Genomic DNA, 17,204 nt, shown 5'->3' on the forward strand with positions numbered 1-17,204 from the left:
CAACACGGCCAGCAGCCTGCGGCGGTCTGTCTAAAGTCGGCCGGTGTGAAGTAAGGATGTGAAGTGCTTACGAAGCGATGGGCGGAGCGCGGCTGCGGGCGCCGGGGAAGATGCTCTGCTGGGCATGGCCAAGGCGGGTGGCGGGGGTAATGGCATTGGCCGGTGGCGGGGTGCCGAGGGTGACGTAGGACACGCTGCCGGGCAGGGCCGGGCAACTGAAGAGCAGGCTGCAATAGCCGCATTTTTCCCAGAGGGCGTGGTGTTCGTCCGGCGTTTTGCTGTGTTGCGCTGGGTCGCCATGGCAGCTGGGCATGTCCATGGACATTTCCATCGACATACCGGCGTGATGATCCATCGGCATCGCTTGGGAAATCAGCGGACCGATAAAGATCATCAGCATGGCGAACAGGCTGATCCAACTGCCGCGCATCAGGCTCATGGGCCTGCGGCGGTGTGCGGATAGCCTGGCGCGAGAGGCGCCCATTTAAGTTGGCCTATTGAGCGTGTTTATGCTCGTGGCCAGCTGCTGGCGGCGTTTTCTGTACCGAGACTTCCACTTGCACCTTGCCGGCTTTTTCGAAGGTCAGGGTCAGTGGGAATTGCTTGCCATCGGCCAACAGGCTGCGGTCCTTAAGGCCCAGCAGCATCACGTGATAAGCCATTGGCGCGAAGGTCAAATCACCCTTGGCCGGTACGGCAACGTTGTCCACTTGCTGCATTTTCATCAGATCGCCCTGCATCACATGCTCATGCAGCTCGGCCTTGTCCGCCACCGGCGTTTCAACACTGAGCAGGCGGTCCGGCGTTTCCCCGGTGTTATGAATCACAAAGTACGCCGCGACGGTCGGCGCATTCGGCGGCAACTCCTGAGACCAGGGATCGCTGACCCGCAGATCGCCGGCCTTGTAGTCTTCGGCATTGGCAGCACTGAACACCGGCAGCAACAACGCAGCCAGAAGCAGGGAAGATTTGAGCATGGCAGTTCTCCAGAACGGTTCTAAACGCAGTTCACTTGCGAAGAAATCAGACCGTTGGAGAGGCGCGCGGGTTGAGGCTCGGCCATTGCTGGCGCGGGGTTGGGGCTTGGAGTGAAGGCGGCGGCAGGCTCTGCACCGCGGCAAACCGCGTCACCCACAACTGCGGCACATGCCCCGGCAACGCCACCAACGGCGGTGAGCCCGAGCAACACCAGCAATGCTGCATGGTGGAATGGTCGTCCTGCTGCGGCGCCGGAATCTCCAGCTTGCCCAAGGCAATGGTCTTCAGGCTGGCGCCATTGGAGGAACAGAAACTGCCCCACAGCAATTGCTGAACAGGGTCTTGGGACTGTTGCATCGCACTGGCCATCGGCATGGCAAAGGCGTTGAACAGCACTGCAAAGCAGGCGATCCACACAATTGCAAAGCGTTGACGGGCCATGGCGGACAATCCGTAGGGTTAAGCGATCAGGTGGGTATTTAGCCTGATCGGTGGGGATAAGTAAAAAAGGGCGGTGTGGTTTGGTGTCGCAGTGGTTGCCTTCATGATAGTCGGGAACCACAGATTGCCAATTTTGCAGATGGGTCGCGACATCCAGCGTGACGCTGAACGCTGTGGGAGCTGGCTTGCCTGCGATGCAGACAACTCGGTACATCAGGCATAACCAGTTGATGCCTTCGCAGCGGTTCGGCGGTCCGACAAGCCAGCTCCCACACTTGACCGAGTACACACACATATACCTGATGCACTGAGTTCAAAATGTGGGAGCGGGCTTGCTCGCGAATGCGGTGTGCCATTCACCAATGCATAAACTGACACACCGCCATCGCAGGCAAGCCAGCTCCCACAATTTGGATTGTGTTCGGCGATGGATGGGGGCGGGCAGAAACGTCCGACAAGGATTTAAGGTTGTCCCTAGGAAGGTGGAACTCTAGTCTGCGTACACCACTGCAAACTCAACACTCAGCGGTCGGGCGTCGCGGCCCGCATCTCCAGACGCCTCTATCCATTTTTACGGAGCGTCACCATGACTAAAACATCATTCACATCGAATCCCCCTGTACGGCTATTCACCGTAGCCGACGGAATCAACACCGAAGACCTGCTGGTCAACCTCAGCGAAACACTCGCCTCGGCCAATGCGCTGAGTTGCGACCTTGCATTTGACCTGGACGGCCCGAAACGAGAGGAATTGCTCGGCGTTGCGCAGTTGATTGAGCTGGCGCAGTTGCTGGCTGACAGGGTGCACGAAGGTGCAAGGCGGTCGACAGTCGCGAGTAGTTAACAGCCCTATGACCGATCGTTCCTGCGCTCGTGCGTGGGAGTGATCGTCTATTGGTTTAGCGTTCCCAACTTGCTTCCCGTATATGGTTGAAATTCACAACATCGACGCAATGTTGGTGAGCAAAGCCAGCGACTCTAAGGTCATCAGTCAAAACCAGATAGTTATCTTTTGCTAACGCGATAATGCCAACATCAGTAAGGCCGTAGGGCGACAGCTCATAATCGCGACTTATATCCAAGGCTGGTATGTGAATCTCGATGATCGTTGATAATGAGCTTCTTAATGTTGCGTAAAAATCGTGCAACTTGCTCCCGTACAGTCCATTTGTCAGGTTGCTGACTTCTGCGAGAATGTGAGGGGTGGAAACAAGCTTTTCGAACTGATCAATCACGGTGAGCAAAAGTCGGTAATCTTCATCTGTGTAGCCGCGCGTTCTCTTGAATTCTAAGATGCTGGACGTTCCTCCTACCAGGGCCAGAAGTAGCAGGTTGGTATCGACTATGATTCCTTTTCTTCGATATTGCTTGATATAGGCATCTATCATACTTCGCGAATCTTCATCGAACGGAACTCGCCCGTCTCTGAATCAATGATAAATGTTTTGTATTTCCTTGCGTACAGTTGTCCTGCTAGGGAGGCGCCTAATCGTTCATATTTATTAGGGGTTGGAACATTGAAGCCCAGTGTTATTGCCCATGTTTTGTTGTTTGGGTTTAGCTCAACTTCCTCAAGCATGAGGTCTTGCAATTCCGTTTCTTGCCCGAGGAAGTCGTTTGCTGCAGCCTTGGCGACTTGTACGGCCTCTTTCACTTCTATCATGTCAGCTCCTGAATATAATTGAGTCTGGCTTGAATTATTCTTGGAGTGTAGCACTTCGTGTTGTTGGTTCATCGCCGTCCCTTGAGGTAACAAATAGATATGACAGAGGCTGGCGGATGATCCTGATCTATCGAATGAAATCTGCCAATGAATGGATTGTTTCTTCGGGCGACAAAAGCTCCCGATCCACAGCAGCCAACACCGGACGCTTCAACACCAGCACCGGCACCCCACGTTCGCGGGCCACTTCCAGCTTCGGCTCAGTGGCCGCACTGCCGCTGTTCTTGCTGATCAGCACATCAATCCCACGCCGTTCAAACAACTCGCGCTCATCCTCGATCAGAAACGGCCCACGCGCACCGATGACTTCACAGCGTGCATTGCCGGGATATACATCCAGCGCGCGCAGCGTCCAGAGCTGATCGGCGGGGATCTCATCAAGATGCTGCAACGGCTCGCGCCCCAGTGTGAACAACGGGCGCTTGAAGGGCCTCAACGCTTCAACAAGCTCGGCCCAATCACTGACCTCACGCCAGTCATCGCGTGCCTGCGGTTGCCACGCCGGACGGCGCAACGCCCAGCAAGGAATGCCACACACCCTTGCAGCCTCTGCGGCATTCCGACTGATCTGTGCTGCGTAGGGATGGGTTGCGTCGAGCATCAGGCTGATGTGTTCATCACGAACAAACTGCGCGAGGCCCTCAACGCCACCATAACCGCCGACACGCACTTGGCACGTGAGGTCCGTCGGTACGCGGCCAACGCCCGCCAGGCTATAGATGTGCTCCGGGCCCAGTGTGCGGGCAATGGCCAGGGCTTCAGTCACGCCGCCCAGCAGCAGGATGCGTTTCATAACGGCTTGACCACTTCCAGCAACGTGATCGGCAACGCCTGGCGCCAGGTGTCGAACTCACCCAGCGGCTGGGCCTGCGCCACATGAATGCGAGTCAACTCGCCGCCGTGCTCCGCGCGCCAGGCCATCAGGGTCATTTCGCTTTGCAGGGTCACGGCATTCGCCACCAACCGGCCACCGGGGCGCAGGTGTTGCCAGCAGGTGTCGAGTACGCCCTCGCGGGTGACGCCGCCGCCGATGAAGATCGCATGCGGCGCTTCCAAACCGTGTAATACGTCCGGGGCCTTGCCGCGAATCAGCTGCAGGCCGGGCACGCCGAGGGCGTCGCGGTTGTATTCGATCAGGCCTTGGCGGCCTGCGTCGGCTTCAATCGCCAGTGCACGGCAGCTCGGGTGCGCACGCATCCATTCGATGCCGATAGAGCCGCTGCCCGCGCCCACATCCCAGAGCAATTCGCCCGGCATGGGCGCGAGGCGGGCGAGGGTCATGGCGCGTACGTCGCGCTTGGTCAACTGGCCGTCGTGTTTGAAGGCTGAGTCGGGCAGGCCGGCGAGGCGCGACAGGCGCGGTGTGTTGGCATCGGCGAGGCAGTCGATGGCGACCAGATTCAAATCGGCAACCGACGTGTGCTCCCACGACTGCGCCTGTCCGTCGATGCGCTGCTCATCCGCGCCGCCCAGGTGTTCAAACACCGTCAACCGGCTTGCCCCAAACCCGGACTCAACCAATAGCGAGGCAATCAAAGAGGGGCTGCGCCCGTCATTACTCAACACCAGCAACCGCACGCCACTGGCCAAATGCGCATTCAGCGCCGCCAGCGGCCGCGCGACCACCGACAACGTCACCACGTCCTGCAACGGCCAGCCCAAGCGCGCAGCCGCCAGGGAAACCGAGGACGGCGCCGGCAAAATCAGCAACTCTTCAGCCGGCACCTGCCGCGCCAAACTGGCGCCCACGCCATAGAACATCGGGTCGCCGCTGGCCAGCACGCACACAGGCTCGCCGCGCCGCGCCAGCACGGGCTCCAGTGAAAACGGGCTCGGCCACCGCTGGCGTTCGCCACGGATACACACCGGCAACAGGTCCAACTGGCGTTGGCCACCTATAATCCGGGTAGCGCGCAGTAGGGCATGCCGGGCATTTCTGCCCAACCCCTTGAAGCCGTCTTCACCGATGCCTACAACCGTCAGCCAGGGCGACATATCAATTCCTTGAACGACATCCGACGGGCAGGCTTTTCATGCCGCCGGACAAAGCAGGCATAATACCGCGCCTTTACCCGTCAACCGGTAGCCCCGTGAACCCAACGCCCGCTGTGAATACCTTGCGCCCCTCGGCTTGTCCGGGGTTGCTGCGTATCGTCCAGGCGTTGGATGGCGGCATTTGTCGGGTCAAATTGGCCGGTGGGTCGATCACTGCCGCCCAGGCGATTGCCGTGGCGGATGCGGCCCAGGCGTATGCGGGCGGGGTGATCGAGGCCACTAACCGCGCCAATCTGCAGATTCGCGGGATTGGCGCCGAGGAGGAGGCCTTGATTGCCGCGCTGCTGGCCGCAGGCCTTGGCCCAAACAACGCGGCTAGCGATGATGTGCGCAACCTGATGCTCAGCCCCAGCGCCGGTATCGACCCGCAAATGCTGTTCGACACCCGCCCGCTGGCCGAGCAAATCCTCGTCACCTTGCAAAACCATCCACGTTTCCATGAGTTGTCGGCCAAGTTCGCCGTGCAACTGGATGGCTTTGAGGCCCTGGCGATGCTCGAGCATCACCACGACCTGTGGCTGTCGGCGTTTGAGCGCGATGGCGAAACATTATTGGCCTTCGGTTTGGCCGGCTGCCCCGGATTGGATAAGCCATTGGCAGCCGTGCCCCTGGAGCAGGGCCATGCGTTAGTCGTCGCAGTGCTGGAGTTGTTTCTCGACTTGGCGACGCCAGCGCAAACCCGCATGCGCCATCTGTCTGTGGATAACTTAGTGGCCCGTCTAAACCTGCCGCTGCTGCCGGTGGCTGGCTTTAAACGCCCGGCCAGTGGGGCTGTATTGCATCTAGGTACTTATCCACAGCGTCAAAAAGATCAGTTCTACGTCGCCGCCGTTGCACCGCTGGGTCGGCTGGATTCAACGATGCTCAAAGGCGCCGCGCAGTTGGCCACTGAGTTTGGCGACGGCACGTTGCGCTTCACGCCCTGGCAGGGCGTATTACTGCCCAACATTCAAAACCCTGACGCCGTTACCCAACATTTAGAGCAACTTGGCTTTCTGTGCTCTGTCGATCAGCCCCTGGCACGCCTGATCGCTTGCACCGGTTCCAGCGGCTGCGGCAAAGGCCTGGCCGACACCAAGGCTGACGCCCTGCAATTGGCCGCGCTGCAACCCGGCACTGAGGTGCACGTGTCCGGCTGCCCGCGTTCCTGCGCCGCCGCGCACACCGCGCCGGTCACCTTGCTGGCGGTGAGCCCCGGCCACTACGACGTCTATTTTCGCGAGGCAGCCCAGCCCGGTTTCGGCCGGCTGCACGCGCGCACTCTTTCCATTGAAGCGGCGGGCGCCCTGTTACGCGCACGCTCACGGAGCAACACCGATGATTGATTACATCCGCGACGGTCAGGAGATCTATCGCAACTCCTTCGCCATTATTCGCGCGGAAGCCAAGTTGGACCGCATCCCGGCCGACCTGGAAAAACTCGCGGTGCGGGTGATTCATGCATGCGGCATGGTCGAGGCCATCGACGGCCTGCAGTTCTCCGAAGGTGCAGGCAAGGCCGGGCGCGATGCGCTGGCCGCTGGCGCGCCGATTTTGTGTGATGCGCGAATGGTCTCCGAAGGCGTGACCCGCGCGCGCCTGCCGGCCAACAACGAAGTGATCTGCACCCTGCGCGACGACAGCGTGCCCGAGTTGGCGCGAGAGCTGGGCAACACCCGCTCCGCTGCGGCCCTGGAGCTGTGGCGCCCGCACCTGGAAGGCAGCGTGGTGGTGATTGGCAACGCGCCGACCGCGTTGTTCTACCTGCTGGAAATGCTCGATGCCGGTGCGCCGAAACCGGCGCTGATTCTGGGCTTCCCGGTCGGCTTTGTTGGCGCCGCCGAATCCAAGGCGATGCTGGCGGCCGACAGCCGTGGTGTGCCGTTCGTGATCATGCAGGGCCGCCTGGGCGGCAGTGCGATGGCCGCCGCGGCGGTCAACGCCTTGGCCACGGAGGTCGAATAATGCCGGCACGCGGACGTTTGATCGGCCTGGGCGTGGGCCCCGGCGACCCGGAACTGATCACCCTCAAGGCCCTGCGCCTGCTGCGCGAATCGCCGGTGGTGGCGTATTTTGTGGCCAAGGGCAAGAAGGGCAACGCCTTCGGCATCATTGAAGACCACTTGGTCGCGCAGCAGACCCTGATGCCGCTGGTGTACCCGGTGACCACCGAAGTGCTGCCGGCGCCGCTGTCCTACGAGCAAGTCATCAGCGACTTCTACGACACGGCCAGCCTGGACGTGGCCGCGCACTTGGACGCCGGCCGCGATGTGGCGGTGATCTGCGAAGGCGACCCGTTCTTCTACGGTTCCTACATGTACCTGCACGACCGCCTCGCCGAGCGCTATGAAGCCCAGGTCATCCCTGGCGTGTGCTCGATGCTTGGCGGCGCCTCGGTGCTCGGTGCGCCGTTGGTGTATCGCAATCAGAGCCTGTCGGTGCTGTCCGGTGTGCTACCCCATGACGACCTCAAGCGTCGCCTGGCCGATGCCGATGCGGCTGTCATCATGAAGCTCGGGCGTAACTTCCCCAAGGTGCGCCAGGTGTTGGAAGAGCTTGGCCTGGCCGAGCGTGCGCTGTATGTGGAGCGCGCGACCATGGCCAACCAAAAAATCGTGCCGCTGCATCAGGTCGATCCGGCGTCTTCGCCGTATTTCTCGCTGATCATCGTGCCAGGTGAAAGGTGGCAAGGTTGATGCGCCCGGCGATTGTCATTCTGGGCCAGGGCAGCCTGGCCACGGCGCGCAAGATTGCGCAGGTCTACCCCGGCGCGCTGATCCATGGCCTGGCCGGGCGGGTTGAAGGCGCCGACCAGACGTACACCGAGTTCGGCGCAACCCTGCGTCAGTTGTATCAACACGGCACGCCGCTGATTGCGCTGTGTGCCGCTGGCATCGTGATCCGCACCCTGGCGCCGCTGCTGCTGGAAAAAGGCGAAGAGCCCGCCGTGCTGGCCGTGGCCGAAGACGGCAGCGCCGTGGTGCCGTTGCTCGGCGGCCTCGGTGGCGTGAACGTGATGGCGCGCGACATCGCCGTTGCACTGGGCGTCAGTGCCGCAATCACCACCAGTGGCGAGCTGCGTTTCGGCACCTGCCTGCTGAATCCGCCTGCGGGTTATCAACTGGCGGACCTGGAGCTGGGCAAGCGTTTTGTCTCGGACCTGCTGGCGGGCGAAAGCGTGCGTATCGAAGGCGCGGCGCCTTGGCTGGACCAGGCCAATTTGCTGCAGGATCAGCAGGCACGCCTGGCAATTCATGTGGGCAGCGCCGAGCGTGTGCCTGCAGCCAATGAACTGCTGATTTACCCGAAAAATGTGTGCGTCACCTGCAAGCCCGGCGCGCAATTGGCTGAACGTGTGCGTGCGGCTTTGCACGACGCGGGCATTGCGCTGCAATCCCTGGCCTGCCTGTTGGCCAGCGACCTGCAGATGGCCGACGCTTCGCTGCATGAAGCTGCGTTGGAATTGGGTGTGCCGCTGCGCTTTTCCAGCCTCCAGCCGGACGCCGATATCGTCATCACGGTGGCCGAACAGCCCTTGGACCTTGCGCATGTCGGGCGCCCGCGTGGTCGCCTGGCGGTGATCGGCCTGGGCCCCGGTGCCGCCGAGTTGATGGTGCCGGCGGTCAAGGCTGAACTGGCGCGTTGCACCGATGTGCTGGGCTATGAAACCTACGTGCGCATGGCCGGGCCGTTCCGCGACGATCAGGTGCAACACTGCACGGATAACCGCGAAGAAATGCAGCGTGCGCGCCATGCATTTGAGCTGGCCGCGCAGGGCCGTTCGGTGGTGGTGGTGTCGTCCGGTGACCCGGGCGTGTTCGCCATGGCCGCTGCCGTGATTGAGGCCTTGCACGAGTCCGTTGACCCGGCCTGGCACCAAGTCGATCTGGAAATTCTGCCGGGCGTCTCGGCCTCCCTGGCCACCGCTGCCCAGGCGGGTGCGCCGTTGGGCCATGACTTCTGCGTGATGTCGCTGTCGGACAATCTCAAACCCTGGTCGATTATCGAAAAGCGCCTGGACCTGGCGTCACAGGCCGACCTGGCCCTGGCGTTCTACAACCCGATCTCGCGTTCGCGGCCATGGCAATTGGGGCGCGCGCTGGAAATCGTCGCGCTGCACCGCACGCCTGAAACGCCAGTGGTGCTGGGGCGCGATATCGGTCGCCCAGGCCAGACCCTGCGAGTCACCACGCTTGGGCAATTGACGCCCGAGCAGGTCGACATGCGCACCATGGTGCTGATCGGCTCGTCCACCACCTGCGTGTTCCCGCGCGCCGGTGGCGGTGAATGGGTGTACACGCCGCGCTGGTATGGCGACAAGCCCACCTCCTGAAAACAGCCTGCCGCCCGTAAGAAAGCTCCGAGTAACGCTGGGTGAAAACCTGCCGTTGCCCGGAGCTTTTTCTTTTTTTACCGATGAAATACGCAAGGCCGACGGTTACGCCTTGTTATTGCTGGGTGGCGCTTTTTCGACGGGCGTGCCAAGCGATGTTTGTCGCCTGGCAAGCCCGCCAGCCACTCGACTAGTGTGGAGGTAAACCCCATGTGGGGCGATTGTGGAGAACTGCAAAATGGAGCGACATCACAAAAGGATCATCAGTGCGAAAAGGCGAAAATTGATTGCCGCCTACAAGCTGCCAGGGGCACCGGGAAAGCCTTCTTCTGAGCCGGTGGAGACTGAGGATGATTACAATGCGGCCGTGGTGAACAACGGGGTGATCTCGTTTATCGAGGGCATGTCCGCCCTCAACCGCGAATACGTTCGCAAGAGCTACTTGCTTGCGAGCAGCTATGTCAGCGATGTGTTGAAAGTGCAGCGTGGTACGCAGGTCTGGTACGACGAATTTATCAAAGTGATGGTCAGCCTGGGCTGGCTGCCGGTACGCAGCCGTTTCGAACGGGTCTCGCACTGCGGCAAGGGCCTGACCGTGCAGTTGGCGGCGCTGAATATGATTGCCGCGATGTTGGCGTCGACATCACTGGCCGGGCCATTGCTTGCCGTACTGCCGAAGCTGGCAGCCGACGCGCTGGAGGCGCTTAAGCGGCAACCCGCTTCATTCGAGCTGTTCAAGCGCAACAGTACGGTGCACCAGGGCGGGGATTTCGGCCTGGCGTCCTGTACTGAAGCCGAGGGTGAAGTGACGATGGTGCTGGTGACTTACAGCTCCCACGGCGTGAGTAAACAGCTGGGCCTGCCGTTTCTGGAATGGGACAGCGCCTCGTTTGAGGCCTTCAGCGGGCAGACCTGCCTGGTGTTGAATACTTCGGTGGTCAACGAAAAGACTGTCCAGCTGATGCGCGAAAGCGCGGGCGATAAAGTGCAATTGGCGGTCGCCAAATATCGAATTTAAGGCACCAGGTAGCCGCGCACGCCGGTAAAGATGATTTGTGCGGCGAGGGCGCACACGAACAACCCCATCAACCGGCTGACTATCTGCAAGCCCTGGTCACCCAGAATCCGTTCAATACGGTTGGACAGGTACAACACCACGCCCACCGTCAGGCTGGCCAGGGCGATGCTGAGGATGGCGGTGATCTTGTCATCCCAATGCGGTTGGCTGACGCCCATCACCAGCAGCGCACCGATGGTGCCGGGGCCAACCGTGAGCGGGATGGTCAGCGGCACGATGGTCACGTCCTGCTGCACGTTGTCGGTCTGTACGGCCGACTTGCCCTGCGCCATGCCCAGGGCGGAGATGAACAGCACACTGCCGGCGCCGATGCGGAAGGCGTCCACGGTGATGCCGAACACACTGAAAATCACCCGGCCGAAGAGGTAGAGCAACACGCTCGACACCAGCGTTGCCAGCGCCACTTTCCAGGCCAGGCGTCGGCGTTCCTTGCTCGAATAACCACGGGTCAGGCTGATAAAGCAGGACAGCACAAAGAACGGGCTGTAGAGCACCAGCATCTTCAGGTAAACGCTGAATAACACGTGGAGCATGGGGGCGGCTCGCGGGTGGAAAGAAGGGGTGAGTCTAACAGGCGGCGCAGATCAAATGTGGGAGCGGGCTTGCTCGCGAATGCGGTGGATCAGTTAAAGATGCATTGACTGACACGCCGCATTCGCGAGCAAGCCCGCTCCCACATTCTGATTGTATTTCAGGTCAGGACGGCGCGTGTTCCGGGCGCTGCTGACGCTGCGCGACCCAAAACTCCACCAGCTCACGCAACTGGGACAACTCCACCGGCTTGGCCATATGCCCATCCATCCCTGCCTGGCGTGCGCGCTCTTTATGTTCCGAGAGGATGTGCGCGGTAAGCGCGACCACCGGTGTGCGAATACGCTGGTGGCTGACCTCCCAAGCGCGCAGTTGCTGGGTGGCGGAGAAACCATCGAGGATCGGCATCTCACAGTCCATCAACACCAGGTCGTAACGCTGGGCCTTCATGGCTTCGAGCGCTTCTTCGCCATTACTGGCGGTATCCGGGTTGAGGTTGAGCTTGCCGAGCATGCCGCGAATCACTTTGGTGGAGATGCTGTTGTCTTCGGCCACCAGGATGCGGAAATCGGCAGGCACGGTCACCGCAGCCGGGGCGCTGAGGGCCGGGCGCGGCTGTACCACGCCTTTGCTGCGCTGGGTCAGTTCGTCGGCCAGGGTGGTCTTCAGCGTATAGCCGGCCACCGGCTTGGCGAGGATGCGCTTGATCCCGCAGTTGCGCGCGATGATCTTGCTCGGCGCGTTGCTGATGCCTGTGAGCATGATCAGCAGGATGTCGTGGTTCAGGCTCGGGTCTTCCTTGATCTTCGCCGCCAGTTGCATGCCGGTCATGCCGGGCATGTTCTGGTCCAGCAGCACCACGTCGAAGTAATCGCGCAGGTGCGCCTTGGTGCGCAGCAACGCCAGGGCTTCTTTGCCGGAAGGTACGGCGCTGACGTTCAGGCCCCAGGCCGTGCATTGTTGCACCAGCACTTTGCGGCAGGTGTCGTTGTCGTCCACCACCAACACACGTGCGCCTTTTAGCGGGCCGTCGAGGTCGGAAGTTGGGTGTTCCAGGCGTTCCGGGTCCAGCGGCAGGGTCAGCCACAGGGTGCTGCCTTGGTGGCTGCCGCTCTTGATGCCGAACTCGCCGTTCATCAACAGGATCAGTTGGCGGGCGATCACCAGGCCCAAGTGGCCGCTCAAACGGGTGGCCGAGAGGAAGTTCTTGCTGTGCAATTCGCTGTGCAGCAACGCATCGCGCTCGGCGGCTTCCATCGGCAGGCCGCTGTCTTGCACGGCAATGCGCAGGCGCGGCTTGGTGCTGCGCTCGTCGAGGGCGACAACGATCAGCACTTCACCTTCATCGGTCTTTTGCAGGGCATTTTCCAGCAAACTCAACAACGCTTGGCGCAGACGCGTCGGGTCGCCACTGATGACGCGAGGCACCTGGGGCTGGATAAAGCTGATCAGCTCGACGTTCTGCTGCTCGGCCTTGGCACGGAAGATACTCAGGCAGTCTTCGATCAGCGCGTTGAGGTCGAACTGTACGTCGTCCAGCTCGATCTGCCCGGACTCCAGCTTGGAGATGTCGAGGATCTCGTTGATCAGCGTCAGCAGCTCATTACCGGCACTGTGGATGGTCTGCACGTAGTCACGCTGCTTCACCGACAGCGGTGTGCCCAGCAGCAGCTCGGTCATGCCCAGCACACCGTTCATGGGGGTGCGGATCTCGTGGCTGATCTTTGCCAGGAACTCGGCCTTGGCGGCGATCTCGGCGTTGCTGGCCGCCAAATCGCGGCTGAGGCTGAAACGCGCTTCGACAATCGCGCGCTGACGCTCGCCCAGGGCCAGGCTCATCAGCAAGCCGCTGAGGCAGATAAAACCCAGCAGGGTCACGATCAAACCTTGTGGCGCCACCAGCGTCAGGCCGAGCAGGGCAGGCAGGATGACCAGTGTGCCGATGTTGAACACCACCATCGCCGCCACGAACAAGCGTGCCGGCCGATAGCCTTTTTGCCAGTGATAGGCCGAGACAAACAACATGCTCAGGCCGGCCAGGGCCACCAGTGCATAGGTGATGATGTTCAGCGGCAAGGTGTTGACGAACAGCAGCAACAGGCCGCACAGCACGATAAACAGGATATCGGCCATCAGCAGTTTGTTCAGCGGGTGTGGGCCCAGCGGCATGAAGAAGCGATAGGCGAACATCAGCCCGCACGGCGCGGTCAGCAGCAGGGCGAGGTAGGCGCCAGGCGTCTGTATCGCATGCCAGTTGGGCAGCCATGGCCCCACCAGGTTGAGCAACAGCGCAAGGCTGAGCATCAAGAGTACTTCGCAGGCGGCCAGCCATAGGCTGCTACGCGAGCGGTGGTAAGCGAAGCGCGTGAGGTTGTGCAGGATCAGCATCAACAGCACGCCGAACAGCAGCCCGTAGATCAGCGTCTGGTTCTGGTCGGCGGCGGCCAGTACGGCCGGTTCCAGGGTGATATAGGGGCGCAGCTCGTGTTCCGAGACCAAGCGCAGGTACACCTCGAGCGGCTTCTGGCTCTGGGGCATCGGCAGCATGAAATCGCTGCTGGGCAGTGGGCGTTCCGCCTGGGGCTGGCGGGTGCCGGTGCTTTGTTGTTCCACCAGGGTGTCGCCGTCCAGTACATAGAGGCTCAGGTGGGACAGGTCCGGGGCAAATACCCGCAGCACTTGCTCGTGCTTGCCGGGTTGCAGCTTGAAGCGCACCCACAACGCACCGTCCGGGTCTGCGGCGGTGATCCGGTCCAGTTCGATGGGGCTGAATTGATTGGTGTAGCGGGCGGAACGGATGTCGCTCAGTTGCAGGTCGGCCTGTTCATCAAGCAATACCGCCCAGCCACTGCCTTGCGCGGCGGCCTGGGCCGGGAACAAGCAGAGCAGGGTCAGTAGACTGACTGTGAAGCCTATGGCGATCCTGAGCCAGCGCACGGCGAAATCCCTTCGTAGGTTGATGCACGGGTTAACTATGCGCGGGGTTACATGTGTACGGCAAGGGCCACAGGCCCTTGCCTAACCGAACGGATAGCTACTGGTAAGAGTAGCTGTTTACTGGTTCTCGCCACGTTCACGGGCAATGGCGCGGTAGCCGATGTCTGTGCGGTAGAAGCAGCCTTGCCAGTCGATTTTCGCGGCCAGTTTGTACGCTTGTTGTTGCGCAGCGTCGACACTGTCACCCATTGCAGTGGCGCACAATACGCGGCCACCTGCGGTTACAACTTTGCCATCCTTGAGCGCGGTGCCCGCATGGAACACCTTGCCTTCCAGCGTAGCAGCTGTGTCGAGGCCTTCAATTACGTCGCCCTTGGCGTAGTCGCCAGGGTAGCCACCGGCCGCCAGCACAATGCCGACGCTCGGGCGCGGGTCCCATTGCGCTTCAACCTTGTCCAGCGCTTGAGCAAGGGCGGCTTCCACCAGCAGCACCAGGCTCGACTGCAGACGCAACATAACTGGTTGGGTTTCCGGGTCACCGAAGCGGCAGTTGAACTCGATGACTTTCGGGTTGCCGGCCTTGTCGATCATCAGGCCGGCGTACAGGAAGCCGGTGTACACATTGCCTTCCTCGGCCATGCCGCGCACGGTCGGCCAGATCACCAGGTCCATCACGCGCTTGTGCACATCGCTGGTGACCACTGGGGCAGGGGAGTAAGCACCCATGCCGCCGGTGTTCGGGCCGCTATCGCCGTCGCCGACGCGTTTGTGGTCCTGGCTGGTGGCCATCGGCAGGACGTTCTTGCCGTCGACCATCACGATAAAGCTGGCTTCTTCGCCATCGAGGAATTCCTCGATGACCACGCGCGAACCGGCGTTACCAAATGCGTTGCCGGCGAGCATGTCGCGCACGGCGTCTTCGGCTTCCTGCAGGGTCATCGCCACGATCACGCCTTTACCGGCGGCCAGGCCATCGGCCTTGATGACGATCGGTGCACCTTTTTCACGCAAGTAAGCCAGGGCCGGCTCGATCTCGGTGAAGTTCTGGTAGTCGGCAGTCGGAATCTTGTGGCGAGCCAGGAAGTCCTTGGTAAACGCCTTGGAACCTTCCAGCTGGGCAGCGCCCGCGGTCGGGCCGAAGCAGTCCAGGCCGCGGCTGCGGAACAGGTCCACGACGCCGGCAACCAATGGCACTTCCGGGCCGACGATGGTCAGGGACACATTCTTCTCGGCAAAATCCGCCAGTTGCTCAAGGGCCAACACGTCGATGGCGACGTTTTCGCACTTGGCTTCAATGGCGGTGCCGGCGTTGCCGGGGGCGACGAAGACTTTTTGGACGCGCGGGTCCTGGGCTACTTTCCAGGCCAGGGCGTGTTCACGGCCACCGCTGCCAATGATCAAAACATTCATTTCAAAAACCTCAAATTCTGTCAGTTGATCGTTCCCACGCTCCGCGTGGGAACGCAGCCCGGACGCTCCGCGTCCCTCGGACGCAGAGCATCCGTAGAGGCATTCCCACGCAGAGCGTGGGAACGATCTGTCAGTGGCGGAAGTGGCGCATGCCGGTGAAGACCATGGCAATGCCTGCTTCGTCGGCTGCGGCGATGACTTCTGCATCACGCATCGAACCGCCCGGCTGAATCACGGCGGTAACACCGGCTTTCGCGGCATTGTCCAGGCCGTCACGGAACGGGAAGAATGCGTCGGAAGCCATCACCGAACCGGCTACCTGCAAACCGGCGTGCTCAGCCTTGATCGCGGCGATACGCGCCGAGTTCACGCGGCTCATCTGGCCGGCGCCGACACCGATGGTCTGGCGGTTCTTGGCGTAGACGATGGCGTTGGATTTAACGTACTTGGCGACTTTCCAGGCGAAGATCAGGTCGTTGATTTCCTGCTCGGTCGGCGCGCGTTTGGTCACGACTTTCAGGTCTTCACTGCCGATCATGCCGATGTCGCGGCTCTGTACCAGCAAGCCGCCGTTGACGCGCTTGTAGTCCCAGGCGGCAGCACGGTCAGCCGACCACTCGCCGCACGCCAGCAGGCGCACGTTGGCTTTGGCCGCAACGATGGCGCGGGCTTCTTCACTCACGCTTGGCGCGATGATCACTTCGACGAACTGACGCTCGACGATGGCCTTGGCGGTTTCGGCGTCCAGCTCACGGTTGAAGGCGATGATGCCGCCGAACGCGGATTCGGTGTCGGTGGCGTAGGCCAATTCGTACGCCTGGCGGATACCGCCTTCAGCGTCCGGGCTCACGGCCACGCCGCACGGGTTGGCGTGCTTGACGATCACGCAGGCTGGCTTGACGAAGCTCTTCACGCATTCCAGCGCGGCGTCGGTGTCGGCCACGTTGTTGTAGGACAGCTCTTTGCCTTGCAGCTGGGTCGCGGTGGCGATGCCCACTTCGGCCGGTTTGGCTTCCACGTAGAACGCCGCGCTCTGGTGCGGGTTCTCGCCGTAGCGCATTTCCTGGGCCTTGGTGAACTGGCTGTTGAAGGTGCGCGGGAACTGGCTGCGGCCTTCTGTGCTCAGGGTTTCGGCGGCCTGGTTCACGGTGCCCATGTAGTTGGCGATCATGCCGTCGTAGGCGGCGGTGTGTTCGAACGCCTTGAGCATCAGGTCGAAACGCTGGGCGTAGGTCAGGCCACCGGCTTTCAGGCTTTCGAGCACGTTGGCGTAGTCGCTGGCGTTAACCACGATGGCCACGTCTTTGTGGTTTTTGGCTGCCGAGCGAACCATGGTCGGGCCGCCGATATCGATGTTTTCGATGGCGGTCGGCAGGTCGCAGCCTGGCTTGTTGATGGTGGCTTCGAACGGGTAGAGGTTAACGGCCACCAGGTCGATCGGCTTGATGCCGTGCTCGGTCATGATGGCGTCGTCGATACCGCGACGGCCGAGAATACCGCCGTGGATTTTTGGGTGCAGGGTCTTGACCCGACCGTCCATCATTTCTGCGAAACCGGTGTAGTCCGCCACTTCTACTGCGGCCACGCCGTTGTCCTGCAGCAGTTTGAAGGTCCCGCCCGTGGAGAGGATTTCCACGCCAAGAAGCTGCAAGCTCCGGGCAAATTCGAGGATCCCGGTCTTGTCGGAAACACTGATCAAGGCACGGCGGATCGGCAGGCGGGTAGTCTGGTCGGTCATT

17 protein-coding genes are annotated in these 17,204 nt (G+C 61.3%); 6 read left to right on the plus strand and 11 right to left on the minus strand.

Annotated elements, in window-relative coordinates:
• Positions 1–67 precede the first annotated feature (67 nt).
• The 3 genes from ACA065_RS03025 to ACA065_RS03035 form a co-directional block, all read right to left on the minus strand.
• A complete protein-coding gene (locus ACA065_RS03025) occupies positions 68–430 on the minus strand; it encodes a DUF2946 domain-containing protein (RefSeq protein ID WP_497695290.1) in 363 nt (120 codons plus the stop codon).
• Between the two features lie 64 nt (positions 431–494).
• Complete coding sequence (locus tag ACA065_RS03030) at positions 495–977, minus strand: copper chaperone PCu(A)C (RefSeq protein ID WP_497693256.1); 483 nt, start codon at positions 975–977, stop codon at positions 495–497.
• A gap of 46 nt (positions 978–1,023) precedes the next feature.
• The gene (locus ACA065_RS03035) at positions 1,024–1,419 is read right to left on the minus strand and encodes a DUF2946 domain-containing protein (protein ID WP_497693257.1); all 396 of its coding nucleotides are present in this window, start codon (positions 1,417–1,419) and stop codon (positions 1,024–1,026) included.
• A gap of 586 nt (positions 1,420–2,005) precedes the next feature.
• Between ACA065_RS03035 and ACA065_RS03040 the strand changes: the two genes are divergently transcribed.
• A complete protein-coding gene (locus ACA065_RS03040; RefSeq protein ID WP_497693258.1) occupies positions 2,006–2,263 on the plus strand; it encodes a DUF6124 family protein in 258 nt (85 codons plus the stop codon).
• Positions 2,264–2,318: 55 nt separating this feature from the next.
• On the opposite strand, the gene ACA065_RS03045 is transcribed toward ACA065_RS03040, so the two are convergent.
• The 4 genes from ACA065_RS03045 to cbiE all read right to left on the minus strand — a co-directional run bounded on the left by ACA065_RS03045 (position 2,319) and on the right by cbiE (position 5,137).
• Positions 2,319–2,807, minus strand: a complete 489-nt coding sequence (locus ACA065_RS03045; protein WP_497693259.1) for a PIN domain-containing protein — start codon at positions 2,805–2,807, stop codon at positions 2,319–2,321.
• Complete coding sequence (locus ACA065_RS03050; RefSeq protein WP_497693260.1) at positions 2,804–3,082, minus strand: hypothetical protein; 279 nt, start codon at positions 3,080–3,082, stop codon at positions 2,804–2,806. Before ACA065_RS03050 ends, ACA065_RS03045 begins: the two co-directional genes overlap by 4 nt.
• A 127-nt stretch (positions 3,083–3,209) precedes the next feature.
• Entirely contained in the window at positions 3,210–3,935 is a 726-nt protein-coding gene (locus ACA065_RS03055; protein WP_497693261.1) for a cobalt-precorrin-6A reductase, read from the minus strand.
• Positions 3,932–5,137: a precorrin-6y C5,15-methyltransferase (decarboxylating) subunit CbiE gene (gene cbiE / locus ACA065_RS03060; protein WP_497693262.1), complete on the minus strand. Its 1,206-nt coding sequence runs from the start codon at positions 5,135–5,137 to the stop codon at positions 3,932–3,934. The genes ACA065_RS03055 and cbiE overlap by 4 nt, the downstream gene beginning before the upstream one ends.
• A 38-nt stretch (positions 5,138–5,175) precedes the next feature.
• On the opposite strand from cbiE, the gene cobG reads away from it, so the two are divergent.
• From cobG to ACA065_RS03085, 5 genes are all read left to right on the plus strand, one after another.
• Entirely contained in the window at positions 5,176–6,522 is a 1,347-nt protein-coding gene (gene cobG, locus ACA065_RS03065; protein ID WP_497693263.1) for a precorrin-3B synthase, read from the plus strand.
• On the plus strand, positions 6,515–7,141 hold the full coding sequence (locus tag ACA065_RS03070; RefSeq protein ID WP_176997058.1) for a precorrin-8X methylmutase: 627 nt from the start codon (positions 6,515–6,517) through the stop codon (positions 7,139–7,141). Before cobG ends, ACA065_RS03070 begins: the two co-directional genes overlap by 8 nt.
• On the plus strand, positions 7,141–7,872 hold the full coding sequence (locus ACA065_RS03075; protein WP_497693264.1) for a precorrin-2 C(20)-methyltransferase: 732 nt from the start codon (positions 7,141–7,143) through the stop codon (positions 7,870–7,872). Before ACA065_RS03070 ends, ACA065_RS03075 begins: the two co-directional genes overlap by 1 nt.
• Positions 7,872–9,509 (plus strand): precorrin-3B C(17)-methyltransferase, encoded by a 1,638-nt coding sequence (cobJ, locus tag ACA065_RS03080; protein ID WP_497693265.1) that lies wholly within the window; start codon positions 7,872–7,874, stop codon positions 9,507–9,509. The genes ACA065_RS03075 and cobJ overlap by 1 nt, the downstream gene beginning before the upstream one ends.
• A gap of 238 nt (positions 9,510–9,747) precedes the next feature.
• Positions 9,748–10,527: a hypothetical protein gene (locus tag ACA065_RS03085; protein WP_497693266.1), complete on the plus strand. Its 780-nt coding sequence runs from the start codon at positions 9,748–9,750 to the stop codon at positions 10,525–10,527.
• Here the strand turns inward: ACA065_RS03085 and ACA065_RS03090 are convergent.
• From ACA065_RS03090 to purH, 4 genes are all read right to left on the minus strand, one after another.
• A complete protein-coding gene (locus tag ACA065_RS03090; RefSeq protein WP_003217330.1) occupies positions 10,524–11,120 on the minus strand; it encodes a MarC family protein in 597 nt (198 codons plus the stop codon). The two genes, ACA065_RS03085 and ACA065_RS03090, sit on opposite strands and share 4 nt — an antisense overlap.
• Before the next feature lie 163 nt (positions 11,121–11,283).
• Positions 11,284–14,055 (minus strand): hybrid sensor histidine kinase/response regulator, encoded by a 2,772-nt coding sequence (locus ACA065_RS03095; protein ID WP_497693267.1) that lies wholly within the window; start codon positions 14,053–14,055, stop codon positions 11,284–11,286.
• A gap of 117 nt (positions 14,056–14,172) precedes the next feature.
• Complete coding sequence (purD, locus tag ACA065_RS03100) at positions 14,173–15,465, minus strand: phosphoribosylamine--glycine ligase (RefSeq protein WP_497693268.1); 1,293 nt, start codon at positions 15,463–15,465, stop codon at positions 14,173–14,175.
• A 130-nt stretch (positions 15,466–15,595) separates the two neighbouring features.
• Positions 15,596–17,203 carry a bifunctional phosphoribosylaminoimidazolecarboxamide formyltransferase/IMP cyclohydrolase gene (gene purH / locus ACA065_RS03105; RefSeq protein WP_497693269.1) on the minus strand — a complete coding sequence of 536 codons (1,608 nt, stop codon included), beginning with the start codon at positions 17,201–17,203 and terminating at the stop codon, positions 15,596–15,598.
• Position 17,204: the final 1 nt, after the last annotated feature.

It is taken from the genome of Pseudomonas sp. LBUM1640 (assembly GCF_059716225.1).